General features: G+C 74.8%; 12 protein-coding genes. 3 read left to right on the top strand and 9 right to left on the bottom strand.

The window, feature by feature from the left end; all coding sequences use genetic code 11:
- Window positions 1–34: 34 nt before the first annotated feature.
- Window positions 35–1,291, top strand: a complete 1,257-nt coding sequence (locus tag PUR56_RS35160) for a phenylacetate--CoA ligase family protein (protein ID WP_329951946.1) — start codon at window positions 35–37, stop codon at window positions 1,289–1,291.
- A gap of 52 nt (window positions 1,292–1,343) precedes the next feature.
- On the opposite strand, the gene paaI is transcribed toward PUR56_RS35160, so the two are convergent.
- Together paaI and PUR56_RS35150 are read right to left on the bottom strand one after the other, a co-directional pair.
- Window positions 1,344–1,790: a hydroxyphenylacetyl-CoA thioesterase PaaI gene (gene paaI, locus PUR56_RS35155; protein WP_380361811.1), complete on the bottom strand. Its 447-nt coding sequence runs from the start codon at window positions 1,788–1,790 to the stop codon at window positions 1,344–1,346.
- A gap of 169 nt (window positions 1,791–1,959) precedes the next feature.
- The gene (locus tag PUR56_RS35150) at window positions 1,960–3,408 is read right to left on the bottom strand and encodes a WGR domain-containing protein (protein ID WP_329951945.1); all 1,449 of its coding nucleotides are present in this window, start codon (window positions 3,406–3,408) and stop codon (window positions 1,960–1,962) included.
- Between the two features lie 269 nt (window positions 3,409–3,677).
- Between PUR56_RS35150 and PUR56_RS35145 the strand changes: the two genes are divergently transcribed.
- The gene (locus PUR56_RS35145) at window positions 3,678–6,521 is read left to right on the top strand and encodes a hypothetical protein (RefSeq protein ID WP_329951944.1); all 2,844 of its coding nucleotides are present in this window, start codon (window positions 3,678–3,680) and stop codon (window positions 6,519–6,521) included.
- A 72-nt stretch (window positions 6,522–6,593) separates the two neighbouring features.
- On the opposite strand, the gene PUR56_RS35140 is transcribed toward PUR56_RS35145, so the two are convergent.
- Entirely contained in the window at window positions 6,594–7,868 is a 1,275-nt protein-coding gene (locus tag PUR56_RS35140; RefSeq protein WP_329951943.1) for a styrene monooxygenase/indole monooxygenase family protein, read from the bottom strand.
- A 227-nt stretch (window positions 7,869–8,095) separates the two neighbouring features.
- On the opposite strand from PUR56_RS35140, the gene PUR56_RS35135 reads away from it, so the two are divergent.
- Complete coding sequence (locus PUR56_RS35135) at window positions 8,096–8,863, top strand: SDR family NAD(P)-dependent oxidoreductase (RefSeq protein WP_329951942.1); 768 nt, start codon at window positions 8,096–8,098, stop codon at window positions 8,861–8,863.
- Between the two features lie 156 nt (window positions 8,864–9,019).
- On the opposite strand, the gene PUR56_RS35130 is transcribed toward PUR56_RS35135, so the two are convergent.
- From PUR56_RS35130 to PUR56_RS35105, 6 genes are all read right to left on the bottom strand, one after another.
- Entirely contained in the window at window positions 9,020–10,135 is a 1,116-nt protein-coding gene (locus tag PUR56_RS35130) for a LacI family DNA-binding transcriptional regulator (protein WP_329951941.1), read from the bottom strand.
- Between the two features lie 19 nt (window positions 10,136–10,154).
- Window positions 10,155–11,954 carry a glycoside hydrolase family 36 protein gene (locus PUR56_RS35125; protein ID WP_329951940.1) on the bottom strand — a complete coding sequence of 600 codons (1,800 nt, stop codon included), beginning with the start codon at window positions 11,952–11,954 and terminating at the stop codon, window positions 10,155–10,157.
- A 2-nt stretch (window positions 11,955–11,956) separates the two neighbouring features.
- Complete coding sequence (locus PUR56_RS35120; protein ID WP_329951939.1) at window positions 11,957–12,844, bottom strand: carbohydrate ABC transporter permease; 888 nt, start codon at window positions 12,842–12,844, stop codon at window positions 11,957–11,959.
- A complete protein-coding gene (locus PUR56_RS35115; RefSeq protein ID WP_380361815.1) occupies window positions 12,841–13,698 on the bottom strand; it encodes a carbohydrate ABC transporter permease in 858 nt (285 codons plus the stop codon). Before PUR56_RS35115 ends, PUR56_RS35120 begins: the two co-directional genes overlap by 4 nt.
- 65 nt (window positions 13,699–13,763) lie before the next feature.
- Complete coding sequence (locus tag PUR56_RS35110; RefSeq protein WP_329878141.1) at window positions 13,764–15,104, bottom strand: ABC transporter substrate-binding protein; 1,341 nt, start codon at window positions 15,102–15,104, stop codon at window positions 13,764–13,766.
- A 369-nt stretch (window positions 15,105–15,473) separates the two neighbouring features.
- Window positions 15,474–16,625, bottom strand: coding sequence for an aminotransferase class V-fold PLP-dependent enzyme (locus tag PUR56_RS35105; protein WP_329951937.1), 1,152 nt, complete (start codon window positions 16,623–16,625; stop codon window positions 15,474–15,476).
- Window positions 16,626–16,886: the final 261 nt, after the last annotated feature.

The raw sequence follows: 16,886 nt of genomic DNA, 5'->3' as shown, positions 1-16,886 counted from the left end.
CCCCGCCCCCGCCCCCGCAGTCAGGAGAAGTACCGTGCCCGCCAAACCGCTGTCCGACCTGGTCGACTTCGCCCGGAGGAACTCCCCCTTCTACGCGGAGCTGTACCGCGGTCTGCCGGACCGCATCGAGCACCTCACGCAGCTCCCCGTCATCGAGCAGACCGCCTTCTGGGCCGCCAACTCGTGGCCGGAGAACCGTCTGCTGACCGGTCCGCTGCTCGACGCGGGCGTCTACAAGACCGGCGGCACCACCGGCGTCCCCAAGTTCTCGCCCTGGTCGCGCACCGAGCACGCCGACTCCGTCACCGCCTTCGGCGCGGGCCTGGTCCAGGCCGGCCTCAAGCCCGGCCACCGGGTCGCCAACCTGTTCTGGGCCGGCGAGCTCTACGGCGGCTTCCTCTACATCGAGAACGCCCTGCACCACGCCCCGGTGGACAACGTCCGGCTGCCCGTCGGCGCCGCACCGGACGCGTACGTGGCCGGACTGATCGAGGACTTCGGCGTCGACGTGCTGGCGGGCGAGCCGATGAAGCTCAGCTCGGTCGCCGAGTACCTGGTGAAGCACGGACAGGTCGCCGAGCGCGTCGAACTACTGCTCTTCGGCGGCGACCTGCTCTTCGCCGACCTGCGGCCGATCCTGTCCCGGGCCTTCCCCAAGGCGGCCGTCGCCTCGATCGGCTACGCCTCGGTGGACGCCGGGCTGGTCGGCGCGCCGGTGCCGGGCGACGACGTCCGGGTGCACGAGGCGTTCCCGAACCGCACGGTCGTCGAGCTGGTCGACGACGTGACCGGCGAGCCGATCACCGCCCCGGGGGTGCCCGGCCGGGTGGTGGTCACCAACCTGTTCCGCACCCTGATGCCGATCCTGCGCTACCCCACCGGTGACCGTGCCGAGTGGGTCGACCCGGAGCGCGGACGGTTCCGGCTGGTCGGCCGGTCGGTCGAGGGCGCCCGGATCGGCACCGTCGCGATGCCGACCGAGGAGATCCGCGCGGTGCTGGTCGCCGCCGACCCGGACCAGGTGATCTCCGGCATCCAGCTGGTGCAGCGCCGGTGGGACGGCAAGGACGGCCTGATCCTCCGGCTCGGCTACACCGAGGAGCTCCCCCCGGCCGAGCTGAGCGAGCGGCTCATCGGCGCCGTGTACGCGGCCCGCCCGCTCTACCCGCACGACGTGGCGGACGGCGCGATCCACCACCTCACCGTCGAGTGGGTGCCGCGCGCCGAGCTGGTCACCAACCCGCGCACCGGCAAGCTCCAGCAGGTGGTGGACGAGCGCCCGCCCGCCTGACGCCCGGCCGGACCGGCCGGGCGGTCCCCCCGCCCGGTCGGCCCGTGCGCCGTCAGCCCGTCAGCGGCTTCCCGGCCAGCATCACGCTCTGGCCTCGGAACTCCGCGACGGTCTTCCCGGCCGCGGTCCGCACCGTCACGTCGTAGACGCCGGTGCGCCCGGACCGGGCCCGTTCGAGCGCCTCGGCGACCAGCTCGTCGCCGACCGCGGCCGGCGCCAGGAAGGTCACCTGCGCGGCCTGCGCCACCGTCACCGGTCCGTAGCTGTTGCAGGCGTAGGAGAACGCCGCGTCGGCGAGCAGGAAGAGGTAGCCGCCGTGGGCGGTCCCGTGGCCGTTGACCATGGCCGGGGCCACCGTCATCCGCATCAGTGCCCGCCCGGTGGCCACCTCGTCCAGCGTGATGCCCAGCGACCGGCAGGTCAGGTCCCGCTCGTACAGCGCGGCCATCCGGGAGTTCAGTCCGACGGATCCCGCCGCCACCGCAGTCTCCGCACCCATGACATCCTGCCTTCCCCCCGGGCGAGCCCGAAGCGGTCGGTGTGCCGCGCAGCCACGTGGCAGCCCTCGTGACGCGCACCCGGCACACACCCGGCACCCACCCGGCCACCGCATTACACCGAGGCCCGCGACGGGCTGTCAACGGTCCACCGGATGAACGGAATCCGCGTCAGAGCAGACGCTTGATGTCCCCGCGCGCCCGGTAGAACGCACCGTTGCCCGACTCCAGCACCTCGGCCACCAGGTAGCGCGCGCCCGGCACCCGGATGTCCTTCGGGAACTGCACCCGGCGGCTCGGGTCGAAGCCCGCCGAGACCACCCGCACCCGCAGCCGGACACCGTCCTGCACGCACTCCACCTCGACGCCGCCGGCCGCGCCCGCCGATCCGGCGGTCACCGCCTCGATCTCCGCCCCGGCCACCGCGGCCGTCCAGCCGTCGCCGTCCACCTCGGCGGCCTGCGGCAGCCGGCCCTCCTCCGCCTCGCGCACCGCCGTCTCGCTCGCGTCCAGGCAGACCAGCGAGCCGTCCGTGGTCACCAGGTACAGCCGGCCGTCGCGGTACTGCATGCTGTACGCCGAACCGCAGCCGGTGCCCAGCTTCCACAGCCGGGTGCCGTCGGCCGCGAAGCAGTACACCGAGGAGTGGTTGTCCCCCGCGAAGACGTACCGGCCGTCGGGCGAGGCGGCGCAGGAGAACACGGCCGCGTCGCAGCGGTAGCGGGCGACCTCGGAGCCGTCCGCCTTCCGCAGCCGGTGGACCGAGCCGCGCGACGTCCCGGCGAACACCTCGTCCGGCTCCTGCCAGCCGAACAGCACGGCGCCGTCGGTGCGGGCGTGCCAGACCGGCTCGCCGCCGCGCGCCGCGTACCGGGCCACCCCGCGCGAGTGCCCGTGGTAGACGCCGTCCGCGTCGCAGCGCACCATCCAGCCGTCGGTGCCCTCGGCCTTGCGCCGCCACTGGAACTCGTCCTCGTGGTCGACGGTGGTGATCCCGCCGCGCGCGTCGGCCACGCCGAGCACGCCGTCGTGGATGTCCAGCCAGTAGATGTCGACGTCCTCGGCTATCTCGTACGCCACCCGCGGCACCTTGCCGCCGAGGTCGTACACCTTGCCGTCGTCGCAGCCCGCGTAGATCCACCAGTCGTCCGCCACGATGCACTTGACCCCGTCGGGCAGCCCGTAGCGGCCGGTCACCCGGCCGTCGTGGGTCAGCGTGTAGACGTCGCCGCGCTCGTTGCCCACCCAGGCGTGCTCCTCGCCGACGAAGATGCCGAACGCGGCCGCGCCGGAGCGGAACCGCCACAGCACCGGCGCCTGAGTGGCCGTCGAGCGGGAGCTGACGATCGCCCGCCGCGTCACCGCCCGGGCCTGGCGCACCCCGCGCACCGCCGGGGCGTAGCCCTTGCGGACCTTCTCCCCGATCTTCTTGGCGGCGGCCGCCGCGGCCTTCTCCGGCGACGGGTAGGCGGTGGTCTTGGTCTGGCCGCCCTCGCCGATCCGGCCGTAGGTGACGGTCACGTCCACCCCCGCGACCCGGACCTCGTAGAACTTGTGGGCGCTGCCGGTGTCCTCGGACAGCTCCAGGTAGGTCGACTGCTCGGCGGCGGTGGCTGGCATGGCGTGGGCCCCTTCCGGGCGCGGTGTGGCGCGGTCCCGCGCGGTGTCGCGCGGTCGGTGCGGCGGCCTACGGCGGTCCGCCCCTCGACACCCCAGAACCTAGAGGACGCCTCCGACAGCCCGACCGGAGGGGCCGGTCTTCCTGCCCCAACGGACCTTCCGTTCCGTACACGGATCTGACAGCATCGTCCGCTATCCGGTGGTCCGACACCGGAATCGGTGTGGCGTCCGTGCACGGGAGCGGGGCGTACGGGGGCAGGAGACGCGGGATGCAAGGCCAGACCCTCGAACCGGTCCGCGTCGAGCACCTGCCCGCGCCGTGGGTCCGCACCCGGCTGCGGTCCGCACGGTCCACGGCCGTCCTCAACGCCGTCCTGGTCCTCGCCGCCGTGTTCCTCACCGCGGCGCTGCCCCGGGCCGTGGACCTCGGCGCGGACGCGGCCCTGCGCGACTTCCTGCACTCCCGCAACGCGAGCGGGACCAGCCTGTACACCACCTCCGAGATCCGGGACGGCGACGACACCGCCGCCCTGGCCGCCGTCGCCGCCGACCTCGCCTCCCGGACCGGCGGAGAGTTCCGCATCGCCGACAGCGGCCCGGTCTACGGCGTGTTCGGCGCCAAGCCCACGCCCCTCGGCAACCCGGGCCTCGCCCGCCCCGACGGCCTCTCGCCGTCGCTGCGGCTGCTCAACCTGGCGAAGATCGCCGAGCACGCCACCCTGGTCGCCGGCCGGTGGCCGACCGGCGCCCCGCGCGACCGGCCGCTGCCGATCGCGGTCTCGGCGCACGCCGCCGAGAAGCTGAGCATCCACCTGGGCGACGTGCTCACCGAGGAGTTCGGCAACCCCGCGCCGGAGCTGGGGGTCGAGGTCGTCGGTTTCTACTCCGCCCACGACGAGGCCGACCCGTACTGGACCGACCTCGGCTGCGTGACCCGCGGCTGCCTGGAACTCCCCCTCACCAACGAGAAGCTGCGCGCCTGGCAGACCACCGGCGTCGTCGGCGACGAGTCGCTGACCCGGCTCGTCGAGTGGGCCCGGGGCGGGCACGCCTTCTGGCGGCAGCCGGTCGACCCGGACTCGCTGCGCGTGGACCGGCTCCCCCGGGCCGAGACCGAGATCAACTCCTACCTGACCGGCCCGACCGCCGCCGGCCTGATGACCACCACCGGCCGGCCCGACCTGCGCACCGTCTCCCTGCTGCCGCAGCTGTTCACCCTGGCCGCCGAACGCCGGGAGGCCGCCGCCCCGCTGGCGGCGATCGGCCCGGCCGGGCTCGCCGGGGTCGTCGCGGTGGTGCTCCTCCTGGCCGCCGCACTGGCCGCCGACCGGCGCACCGCGGAGATCCGGCTGCTCCGGGCCCGCGGCGGCTCGCAGGGCGGCGTGCTGCGCCGGCTGCTCGGCGAGGGCGCCGTGACGGTGCTCCCCGCCGCCGGCCTGGGCCTGGCGCTCGCCCTCCTGCTGCTGCCGACCCCGCGCTGGGGCGCCTCCGTGCTGGCCGGCACGACCGTGGCGCTGGTCTCCCTGGTCGCCTTCCCGCTGCGCGCCGCGATGCTGCTCTCCGGCCCCCGCCCGACCGACGGCCGGCGCCGGCTGGTCGGCGAACTCGCCGTACTGGCCGTCACGGTGGCGGCCGTGGCCGAGGTCAGACGGCGCGGCGTCACCCCGGCCGGCAGCGGCCTCGATCCGCTGGTGGTCACCACCCCGCTGCTGATCGCGCTCGCCGCCGGTCTGCTGATCGCGCGCATCCAGCCGCTGCTGGTCGGCTCGCTGGCCCGGCTGGTCGGACGGCGGCGCGGCGTCGTCGGCTTCCTCGGCCTGGCCCGCGCCGCGCGCGGCACCGGCGACCGCCCGCGCCCCACCGTCCTCCCGGTGTTCGCCCTGCTGCTCGCCGTCACCACGGCCGGCTTCGGGGCCGACATGATCGACGCGGTCGACTCCGGCCGGGTGCGCAGCTCGCGCGTCGCCGTCGGCGGCGACGTCATGCTGAGCGGACCGACCGGCGTCACCCTGCCGGACTCCTTCACCGCCGCCGCCGGCGCCCTGCCCGGGGTCACGGCCGCCACCGCCGTCTTCCTGGAGACCGACGCCGTCGTGCTCCGGCCCGGCGACCGCCCGCTCACGATCACCGCCGTGGTGGTCGACCCGGTCGCCTACGCCGCCATCTCGCGCTCGCTCGGCCGGGGCGTCTTCGACCCGGAGAGGCTCGGCGGCGCCGCGGCGGCGGCCCCCGCGGGCGGGGTCCCCGAGCCGTCCGGCCCACCGGACACCCCCGTCCCCGCGCTGTACTCCGCCGGCCTGGTCGCCGCGCTCGGCGGCGACGCCGACGCCCGCCGGCTCCGCTTCGGCAGCAACGGCGAGATCTCCGCCGCCCGGACCGCCACCGTCGACGCCACCCCCGCGCTGCGCGACTCGACCCGCCCGTTCGTGGTGCTCCCGGCCGGACCCGCCGTCGCCCTGCTGCCCGAACTCGCCCGCCGCACCTACTGGTACGCCGTCGGCGACATCGACGCGGACGCCGTGCGGCGGCTGGCGCACCAGCTGCCGGTGACCGAGATCGTCGCCGACACGGCGAGGCTCACCGGCATCCGGCCCGCCGGACCGAACGCCGACTCCCTCCCCGAGGGGTACCTGATGTACACCAGTGAGGAGTTCGTCGCCGAGCTCACCACCGACCCCCTCCAGCACGCCGCCTCGCGGATCTTCCGGGCCGCCACGGCCGGCGCCGGGGCGTTCGCCCTGCTCGCCGTGCTGCTCACCCTGCTCCGGGCCGCCCCCGACCGCGCCGCGTCGCTGGCCCGGCTGCGCACCATGGGCCTGCGTCCCCGGCAGGGGCTGGCCCTCATCCTCACCGAGACGCTGCCCCAGACGCTGCTCGCCGCGGCCGGCGGCGCACTGGCGGCGCTGACCGCCGTCGCCGTGCTCGGGCCGGTCTTCGACCTCTCCGCCCTGCTCGGCACCCGCGTGCCGCCGGGCCTGCCGGTGAGCGGCTGGGCCGTGGTGCCGCCGACGCTCGGCCTCGCCGCGCTGGTCGCGGCCGGGGTCCTCGCCGAGGCCCTGGTCGCCGGGCGCCGCCAGATCGCCACCGAGCTGCGGGTCGGCGACGGCAACTGACGGGCGGGGCGGTCGGGCGAGCGGGGGCGAGCGGTCGGGGCGAGCGGGCGGTCGGGCGGTGGCCGCGGCGGGCTACGGCACCGGGCCGTCCGGCGCGGCGGCGACCGCGGCCAGGTAGGCCGCCGTCAGTTCGGGCGAGGCCAGCCACGCGGCGTGGTCGACGGGATCGGCGTAGGTGTCGGCGAGCCTGCGGGCCACCGGCTCGTACGCGGCGGCGGCCCCGAACACCGCCTGGAGGTGGTCGGGCATGGTCAGCATCGCCGTGGTGAAGTCGACCGTGTGGCGGGCGTGCCGGTGCCAGAAGTCCTCGAAGGTGGCGTGCATCCACTCCGGTGTGAACGCAGCCCCGCCCCGCCCGGTGATCGCCGCCAGGTAGGCGTCGGCCGCCCGGGCCGCACTGTTCGCGCCCTGGCCGGTGATCGGGTCGTTCACCACCAGCACGTCGCCGATGCCGAGCACGGCCACCCCGTCGGCGCCGCCGCCCGTGGCGCCGTCCAGGTGCGCGACCGGACGCCGCACCGCCGGGGTGAGCGCCCCGTACAGGGCCGCCCCGGCGTCGGTGGGCTCGGCGGCCGACCAGAGGTCCGCCTCCCACGGCAGGTACGTGCGCAGCAACTCCCTGATCCGGAGCAGCTGTTCGGCCGGTTCCGGGCGGTCGGCGAAGCAGTCGAACGGGCTGCCGGGGACGGCCTCCCAGAGCAGGATGTCGCACGGGCCCGACAGGGTCAGCGCCGGCTGGAGGTACAGCTCCCCGACGCCGGGGACGGCGTGCATCCGCACCCTCGGCCCGGCCGACGGATCGGGTCTGCCGACCCCGTGCGCGTACAGCGCGGCCAGCGTGCGCTGCGGCGCGTCGAACGGCGAGCGGGCGGTGTCCGGCGCGAAGATCCCGGACAGTCCGCCCCGGCCGACGGCGACGACCGTCAGCTCGTGCGCCTCTGCCACCCGCCGCAGACCGGGCCGGTCCAGGCTCCGGTACTCGACCCGGCCGCCGCGCTCGGCGACCAGCTCCAGCCAGCGCGCCATCTTCAGCCGCTGGTCGACCGACTGCGCGGGCTCGGTCAGCGTCATGGTGAACTCCAGGGCGCGAACGCCCGGTTCGGGCACCAGTACGGCGTCCACGCTCCGGACGGCCGGGGCCGCTCCGGCCCACAGGTCCAGTCCGGCCGCCCGTTCGATCCGCAGCGCCGGACCGAACATCGCCTGCGTCGAGAGCACCGGACCGCCGCGCAGCTGCCCGGGCGTCCGGGCCGACACCACCGTGACCTCGTACCCGCCCGCCGCGAGCAGGCCCAGCGCGAGCTGGAGGCCCGCCTGACCCGCTCCGGCGATCGCGATCCGGCGCATGGCGTCCTCCGGTCCTCGATGTCCGCCGCGTGACGTCCACACTACGTCAACTCGTGCTCCCGAGAACCGGGATGACCGCTCCGTGTCGATCCTGCGCACACCGCCGCACACCGCGCCGCGCCCGCGCCGGTGATCAGTACGCTGGCGGGACCGGGCGCGCCGAGCGGGCGCGCACGGACACCGGACCGGGCAACCGGTCCCCGTCGACGACGAGGGAGGCCCGGCGGATGACTCGGGTGGTGGTGGTGAGCGGCGGAGGCACCGGGATCGGGTACGCCGTCGCGGGGGCCTTCGCGGGCGACGGCGAGCAGGTGGTCCTGGTCGGACGGCGCACCGAGGTGCTCGACCGGGCCGTCGACCGGCTGCGCGCCGCACATCCCGGCGCACCGGTGCCAGTCGGGCTGACGGCCGACCTGTCCGACCCGGACGGGGCCGGGCGGGTGGCGCGGAGCATCGGCGAGCGGTGGGAGCGGGTCGACGTGCTGGTCAACGCCGCGGGGGGCAACGCGGCTCTGGGCTCACCGGCCGACCGGCCGGACGCTCTCGCCGGGGCGGCCCGGGAGTGGCAGGAGAACTTCCGCGCCAACACCCTCACCGCCGTCCTGCTCACCGAGGCGCTCAGGGAACGGCTCGCGGCACCCGGCGGCCGGGTCCTCCTGATCGGTTCGATCGCCGCGTACCGGGGATCCGGCTCGGGCTCCTACGGCGCCGCCAAGGCCGCCCTCCACCCGTACGCCTACGACCTGTCCGCCCAGTTGGGCCCCCGGGGCATCACGGTGAACGTGATCGCCCCCGGCTACGTCGCCGACACGGAGTTCTTCCGCGGCGAGCTCTCCGCCGAGCGCGAGGCGACCCTGGTCGCCCAGGCCGACACCCGCCGGGCCGGGCGCCCGGCCGACGTCGCGGAGACCGCCCGCTGGCTGGCCGCGCCGTCCGCCGGCCATGTGACCGCCCAGATCATCCAGGTCAACGGCGGTGCCGAGCACGGCCGTTGACCTCGATCCAGCTCTCCGGCCCCGGCAGGGCCAGGCGGGCAGGACGGTGCGGCCGGACCGGTCTGCGGTCGGTCCCCGGGCCCGGCCCCACACCGGACCCGGGGACCACCCCGGCCCGGTCCCACACGGGGCCGGGGTCCCGCCCGGAGGCCGGGCTCAGCCCGAACTCGCCCGCACGACGAGTTCGGTGGGCAGTTCGAGCCCGGCCCCGGTCACCTGTTCGCCCCGTACCTGGGCCAGGAGCAGCCCCACCAGCGCGGCCGCGATGCCGCGCAGCGGCAGCCGGACCGAGGTGAGCGGGGGATACAGGTGCCGGCCGAGCGGAGTGTCGTGGAAGCCGGTGACCGCGAGGTCGCGGCCGACCAGCAGGCCCTCGGCCCGGGCGGCCTCGTAGACGTCGAGGGCCGCCAGGTCGTTGTCGGCGGCGAGGGCGGTGGGCCGGTCTCGGCCCCGCAGCAGGGTGCGGAGCGACCCGGCCTCCGGCACCGGCACGACCTCCAGGCCGAGCCGGCGCGCCTCCCGGTGGAAGCCCGCACGGCGCGCCGCCAGCCACGGCAGCTCCACCGGCGCCCCCGCCACGGACCCCGGACCCGCGTCCGGGCCCGCCTGCGGACGCGGGGACGACCCGGCCCCGTCGGCCGGCCCGTCGGCCGGCCCCCCGGGTGTCCGCACCACCGAGCCGACGAAGCCGACCCGCCGGTGGCCGCGCTCCGCGAGGTGGCGGGCGATCTCCGCCGTGGCCGCCGCGTTGTCGATGTCCACCCAGTGCTGGGGCAGCCCCGGCGCGGTGCGGCCGAAGGAGGCGAACGGGACGCCGACCCGGGCCGCGTGGGCGACCCGGGCGTCCTCGGGGAGCACGTCCGCGAGGACCAGCCCGTCCACCTGGCGGGCCGCCACCAGGTCGTCGATCGCGGCCCGGGTCCGCGCCTCCCCCGGTGCCGCGCGGACCAGCAGGACCCGGTGGCCCTCCGCGCCGGCCGCGTCCACCAGGGCTTCCAGGAAACCCGCCATCAGCGGGTTCGGGTCGAACGGGTCGTCCACCGGCGCGAGGTAGCCGATGGTGCGCCGTTCGCCGGTCCGCAGCGAGCGGGCCGACTGGTCCGGCCGGTAGCCGAACCGGTCGATGGCCGCGGTGACCCGGGCGAGCGTGTCCGGGTGGACGCGGTGCGGGGCGTTGAGCGCGTTGGAGACGGTCTGCCGGGACACGCCGGCCGCGCGGGCGACGTCCGCGATGGTGGTGGCGCGGCGCGCGGGGCGTGTTCCCTCGGTCATCGGTGCTCCGGTCGCTGGATCAGTGGTCGCCGTGCGGGTCCTGCGCCGGGCGGCGCAGCGTCAGCAGTCCGCCCCGGGGGACGACGACCGTGACCCCGCCCTCCACGAGGTCGACGGTCCCCTGGTGGACGGTCCGCCCGCGGGCGTCCTGGACGGTGGCCTCGGCCGTGCCCCGGCCGCCGACGAGGCGCACGTCGGGGTCGGCGTCGGCATTGGCGACCAGCAGGCTACGCCACGGACCGGCACCGGCGCCCGCGTCGACCGGCAGCGGCGCGTAGCGGGCGACGACGGTGGTGCCCGTCCCGGATCCGGTCGCGGTGACCATCGGGTAGCCGAGGTCGGGCCGGGCCGGCCGCAGGTCGCCGAGCTGCAGGGTGCCGACGTGCTCGCGGACGACACCGAGCCAGAAGGCGAGGGCCTCCCGCTGGGCGGGCGTCTGGACGGCGAGGTCGACGGAGATCTGCGGGACGGCGAAGAGGACGTTGATGAGGTGGACGGCGAGCTGCTCGGGGGGCTCGGCGGGGTGCCACATCAGCATGTCGGCGTGGACGGCGAGCGGTCCGGCGATCAGCCGGGTGTCGATGGTGCGCTGGCGGTTCTCCTGCGGGCTGAGCGGGCAGTCGGTGGCCCGGATCATGGTGGCGTAGGGCCAGAGCCCGGGGCTGACGTACGGCTGGCGGTGCTCGATCATGCCCTCGGAGCAGGCCGCGTCGACCCGTCGGCGGATCTCGGCGAGCAGCAGGTGGAGGCCCTCGTCGACGGTCGTGCAGTCCGCCTCGGGTCCGGCGGCCGGCGGGTCCTGGACGCCGAACCAGTCGACGAAGTCGACCTTCAGCCCGTCCATCCCCCACTCCTCGACGGCGCGGGCGAGGCTGTCGGCGAGGTGCCGGCGGACCTTCGGGTAGCGGGGGTCCGCGACGACGGCACCCATGTGGTCGGCGCTGGTGAGCGCGTAGCCGGAGAGGGCGTCCCAGGCGGCGCTGTCCTTGCCGATGAACGGGAGCGCGTACCAGAGCAGGTAGCGGACGCCGAGGTCGTGGACGCGGCCGACGTGGGCGGCGGTGTCGGGCAGGGAGTGGGGTTCCCAGTCCCCGCAGTGGGCGTAGCCGCGGGTGCGGTCGGCGGTCATCCAGCCGTCGTCGACGATGATCGTGTCGAGGCCGAGTTCCTTGCCGAGGGCGGCCTGCCGTTCGACCGCCTCCGGGGTGATGTTCTGGTGCAGCGAGTACCAGGTGGAGTAGGCGGGGCGGCGGGCGACGTCGGGGACGTTCGCGGTCCGGCCGGACCACCACCAGCCGGCGATGGCGGCCAGGCAGCGGGCGTAGTGCCGGCCGGAGGTGTCGATCCGGACGGTCAGCCGGCCGGTGGCCTGGACCCAGTACCGGAACTCCCCGGTCTCCTCCACGACTCCGGCGCCGGCCAGGACGTCCTCCCGGTCGGCGGCGAAGGCGCAGACCGCGGTGTCACCGGTGCCGATCAGGGCGGCGACGGGGGCGCCACGGGAGAGGGTGACCCGGCGCGGGGCGCTCCAGGCGGCGGGCAGCCAGCCGGTGCCGCGGGCCTCGGGGGTCCAGAAGGCGGTGGCGTCGACGCAGGGCGTGCGCCATTCGATCCGGACCTCGCCGAGGTCCTCGGCGGTGACCTCGATGACGCCCTCGTCCACCGTGCGGACGCTCGCCTCGCCGGTGACCAGCAGGTCGATGCCGTCGGCGGCCACCCGGCGGGGACGGGCGGTGGTGGCGGGGGCGTGCGGCTCCCAGATCTCCTCGTGGTCGGTCTGCTCGGTCGTCTCGGTCTGCTCGCTCGTGGGCGGTTCCATGGTCAGCCTTTCGTGGCGCCGGCCAGCAGGCCGGAGATGAACTGCCGCTGAAGGGCCAGGAAGAGGACCATCATGGGCAGGGTGGACAGTGCGGTCCCGGCGAGGATCAGGCCGTAGTCGGTGTTGCTCTTCATGCCGTGGAGCGTCGCCAGGGCGACCGGCAGGGTGTGCATGTCGGAGCTGCGCAGGGCGATCAGCGGCCAGACGAAGCTGTTCCACGAACCGAGGAAGAGGAAGATGCCCAGCGCGGCCAGGACGGGGCGCATGACCGGGACGACCACCCCGAACAGCACCCGGAGTTCGCCCGCGCCGTCCACCCGGGCGGCGTCGAGGAGTTCGTCCGGCATGCCGGCCAGGGCCTGCCGCATCAGGAAGATCGCGAAGGGCACGCAGAGGCCGGGCAGGATGAGGGCCTGGTAGCTGTCCATCAGGCCGAACGACATCATCATCTTGAAGAGCGGAACCAGCAGCACCTGGTCCGGCACCACCAGGGTGGAGAGCAGGACGACGAACAGCACCGTCCGGCCGGGGAACCGGAACTTGGCGAAGGCGTAGCCGGCGAGCAGCGCGACCACGAGCGCGCCGAGGGTCTGCACACCGGCGACGAGCAGGGAGTTGAGGAGGACCCGGCCGAGGCCGATCTTCGCGTTCAGGTGCGAGAGGTTCTCGCCGAGGTGGGAGCCGGGCAGCAGCTTGGGCGGCCAGGAGAAGATGTCGGCGTCGCTGTGGGTGGCGGAGATCACCAGCCAGTAGAAGGGGGCGACGGACACTCCGGTGACGGCGGCCAGGAGGAGGGTCGTGGGCCAGCCGCGCATCCGGTCGCGGAGCCCCTTCCCCGATGCCGCCGGGGCCGGGGGCGCCACGCGGGTCGCTCGCGTCGTCAGGGTCATTCACGTTCTCCCATCAGGCGCATCTGGACCGCGCCGAGCACCGAGACGAGCAGGGTGAGCGCGTAGGCGATGGCGGAGGCGTAGCCGAAGTCGAAGTAGCGGAAGCCGTTGTCGTACAGGTACATGGAGACGGTGAGGGTGGCGTTGTCGGGGCCGCCGCGGGTGAGGACGTACGGCTCGTCGAACAGCTGGAGGGTGCCGATGGTGGAGAGCACCACGGTGAACAGCAGGACGGGCCGCAGCGCCGGCACGGTGATCGAGAGGAACCGGCGCAGCGGGCCGGCGCCGTCCACCATGGCGGCCTCGTACAGCTCCTTCGGGATGCCCTGCAGGCCGGCCAGGTAGATGACGGCGTTGTAGCCGGTGTAGTGCCAGGTGAGGACCATGACGACGGCCATCCGGGCCCAGAAGCCGTCGCCGAGCCAGTCGACGCCGGACAGGCCGACGGCTTCGAGCAGGCTGTTGACGGCGCCGCGGTCGCTGTCGAGGAGGAAGGCGAACACCACACCGGTGGCGACCAGGCCCGTCACGGCCGGCATGAAGATGCCCAACCGCCAGACGGTGCGGAAGCGGACGAGCGCCGCGTGGAGGGCGACCGAGAGCCCGAGCGCGAGCGCGAGCATCAACGGGACCTGCACGACGAGGATCCGGGCGGTGTTGCCCAGTGCCGTCCAGAACAGCGGATCGTCCAGCAGCTTGCGGTAGTTGGCCAGCCCGGCGTTGCGGGTGTTCGCGCCGGAGCCGGTGGTCAGCGACAGCAGCAGCGAGGACACGATCGGGTAGGCCTTGAACACCCCGAACGTGACCAGCGCGGGGGCGAGGAGCAGGTAGGGCAGGGCCCGGCGGCGGAGCATCGCGCGGCGCCGGGAGGGCGGCGACGCCGCGGCCCGGGGCGGGGCGGCGGGGCGGAGGGCGGTCGTCACTTGATCTTGCGTCCGGTCTGCTGGGCCAGCTGCTTGGCGGCGTCCTGGAGGGCCGCGGCCGGATCGGCGCCCTTGGTGAGCACCTTGGCCTGGGCGTCGTTGACGAGCTTGAGGGCGCGGGCGAAGTCGCCGGAGTAGTTGGTGGCGTCGCCGCCCTCGCCGAGCAGGTCGGTGAAGGTCTTGAGGACGGGCTGGCCGCCGTAGTAGGCGTTGGGCGCGGTGTAGATCGGGTCCTGGTAGGCCGCGGTGAGCGCGGGGAAGACGCCGCCGGCGGAGAACATCGAGTTGACCGAGGCCGGCCGGGTGAGGGCGTACTCGACGAACTTCCAGGCCGCGGTGCGCCGGGGGCTGGTCGCGGAGACGGCCAGGTGGGTGGAGTTGACGATGGCGGTGCGCTTGCCGCCGGGGGTGACCGCCGGCGGCCGGGTGAGGCGCCAGTTGCCGCTCTGCTCGGGGAACTTGGTCTCGATCCAGTGCGCGCCCCAGGACGCCAGCGGGTTGGCGCCGATCTTGCCCTCCTTGATCTGGCTGCGCCAGATGGTGGCGCTGGCGGAGTCGAGGATCAGGCCGGCGTCGTCGAGGCGCTTGAGCAGGGTCAGCGCCCGGACCGCCTCCGGCGAGGAGACGGTGATGTCGCCCTTGAGGTCGAAGTAGAAGGCGCCCTGCTGCTGCATCAGCGACTGCAGGAAGTCGAGGTCGGAGGAGGGGGTGCCGGACTTGTTGATGCCGATCAGGGCGACGCCGGGGTTGGCGGCCTTGAACTTCTCGGCCACGGCGAGCACGTCGTCCCAGGTCTGGAACGTGGTCGGGTCGATGCCGGCCCGGTCGAACATGTCGTTGCGGTAGAAGAAGCCCTGCGCGTTGACCTCCCAGGGGAGCGCACGGGTGCGGCCCTCCTTGTCGGCGACGGCCGGCCAGAGACCCTGGGCGAACTTGTCCTTGTAGCCGTCGGCGCCGAGGGCCGACAGGTCGGCCAGGCCGCCGGGGAACTTCTCCAGGTAGCCGGGCAGGTAGTCGCAACCGATGTGGAGGACGTCGGCGAGGCCCTGGCCGCCGGCCGCGAGGCCGACCGTGATCTTGTCCCAGATCGCCGGGTTGCCGACGTCCTGGACGTCGACCTTGATGCCGGGGTTGTCCTTCTCGAACGCGGGGACCACACCGCGCAGCGCCTCGGCCGCCGTCGTCCAGGACCAGACGGTGATGGTTCCGGTGGCGGCGTCCCCGCCGGAGGAGCCGGAGTCGGAGCCTCCGCAGGCGGACAGGGCGCCACCGGCGGAGAGGGCCAGCAGGCCCGCGCCGGAGGCCCGCAGGAGGTCACGACGGGAGAGGTGTGACATGGCATGCCTTTCAGGAGGGGGGAACGGCATCGAGCGGGAACAGCGGGTGGGGTGGGCGGAGAGCCGGGGTGGGGGCGCCCCACCCGGTCCGGCGGCGCGGGTCGTCCGCGAGTCGGGTGGCGCGACGGCCGTTCGCCGGTCGGGCGGAACGGGCGGTGCAGGCGGCGCGAGGCCCGGCCCGGGGTGGGGGGCGGCGCCGGGGGTGGACGGACGCGGTCGAACGGTGCCACGACGGTCGGACGGTCACGCAGTCAGGCGGTCAGGCGGTCACGCGGTCGGGCGGTCAGGCGGGTGCCGGCGATACCGGCGGTCAGGCGGTCAGGCAGGTGCCGGCGGTGCCGACGTTCACCCGGTCAGGCGGTCAGGCGGTCAGGCGGTCAGGAGGGTGCGGGCGGATCGCAGCGCGTCGCCCAGCAGCCCGGCCGCCGCCGGGCCGGTGCTGGCGTGCGGCGACAGCCGGATCCAGCCGCCGCGCAGGGTGGTCGAGAGGCCGGCCTCCGCGAGCGTGCGGTGGACGGCCGCGGGGTCGGCGCCGGGCAGCCGGACCCGCGCGATCCCGCTCACGCCGGGCATCTCGCCGCCCGTCCGCTCGCCGCCGAGGGTCTCGGCGCCGACGGCGCGGGCGGTGCCGAGCAGCTCGTCGAGCGCCTCGCCGATCAACGCGTTGATCCGGCCGACGCCGACGTCCCGAACCAGGGCGAGGGCCTCGCCCAGGGCCGCGACGGCGGGGCCGTCCGGGTTGGTGACGGTGTGCGCGACGGCTCCCGGCCGCGCGGGGCAGGGGTGACCGGGGGCCTCGATCGGGTCGACGACGCCGGACCATCCGCCGAGCCCCGGGGCCAGCCGCCCGGCCACCCGGTCACGGACCATCAGGACGGCGGCGCCCCAGCCGGCCCGCAGCCATTTCTGACCACCCGCCACCAGCACGTCCGCCGCGTCGGCGGCGAACTCGACGGCACCGAGCGCCTGGATGGCGTCCACGACCAGGACGCGGTGCGGGCCGATCGCCTCCTTGATCGCGGCGATCGGCGCCCGGGTCCCGGTGGCGGCGTCGACCGCGCAGACCGAGACCGCGTGCACCCGCTCGTCCAGGGCGGCCCGGACGATGTCCGCCGTCAGCGGGCCGTCCAGCTGACGGACCGTCAGCCCGCCGTTGCCCTCCGCGCGCAGCCAGGGGTAGAGCGCGCCGGGGAAGTCGGACCGGCTCATCAGCACCGTCCCGCCGGCCGACCCGGCGGCGCCGAGCGCGTGGGCGGCGGCGAACATGCCGTGCGAGGTCGAGCTGACGAACGCGATCTCGTGCGGCGCACAGCCGAGCACCTCGCCCGCCGTCCGCGCCGCCGCCTCCGTCTGCGCGTCGAGGCCCTCCAGGACCTCCCAGCCCTCGCGGTGGAGCCGCCCCGCGGTTCGGGCCAGCACCTCGGCGACCCGGGCCGAGACCGGCCCGAACCTCGCGAAGTCGACGTAGCCGGACGGCTCGGCGAACTGCCGCAGATACTCCGGCACAACCAGCACCGTCATGGCCTCACCCTCGATTTGAACGTTCAAATACACACAAACAAACAGAACCAATCAGTTCTGGTTGAGCGGGTGCCAGCAAACGCCCGCCGCGGAGTCCGCGTCAAGACCTTTGCGCGACGAACCCGCAGTCCGAGACCCTCTCGTTACCCTGCGCCCGAACTCCTCACAACACCTACTTGCGCAATGCAATTTGACATTACTATTTTACTTATCGATGAGTCGACGCCCCAACGCCGGCTTCCTTCACCCCCACCTCGGACC

It is taken from the genome of Streptomyces sp. BE303, from assembly GCF_036290945.1.
Lineage (GTDB): Bacteria > Actinomycetota > Actinomycetes > Streptomycetales > Streptomycetaceae > Kitasatospora.
Note: the sequence above shows the minus strand (reverse complement) of the source record. Positions and strands in the feature narration are given on the sequence as shown.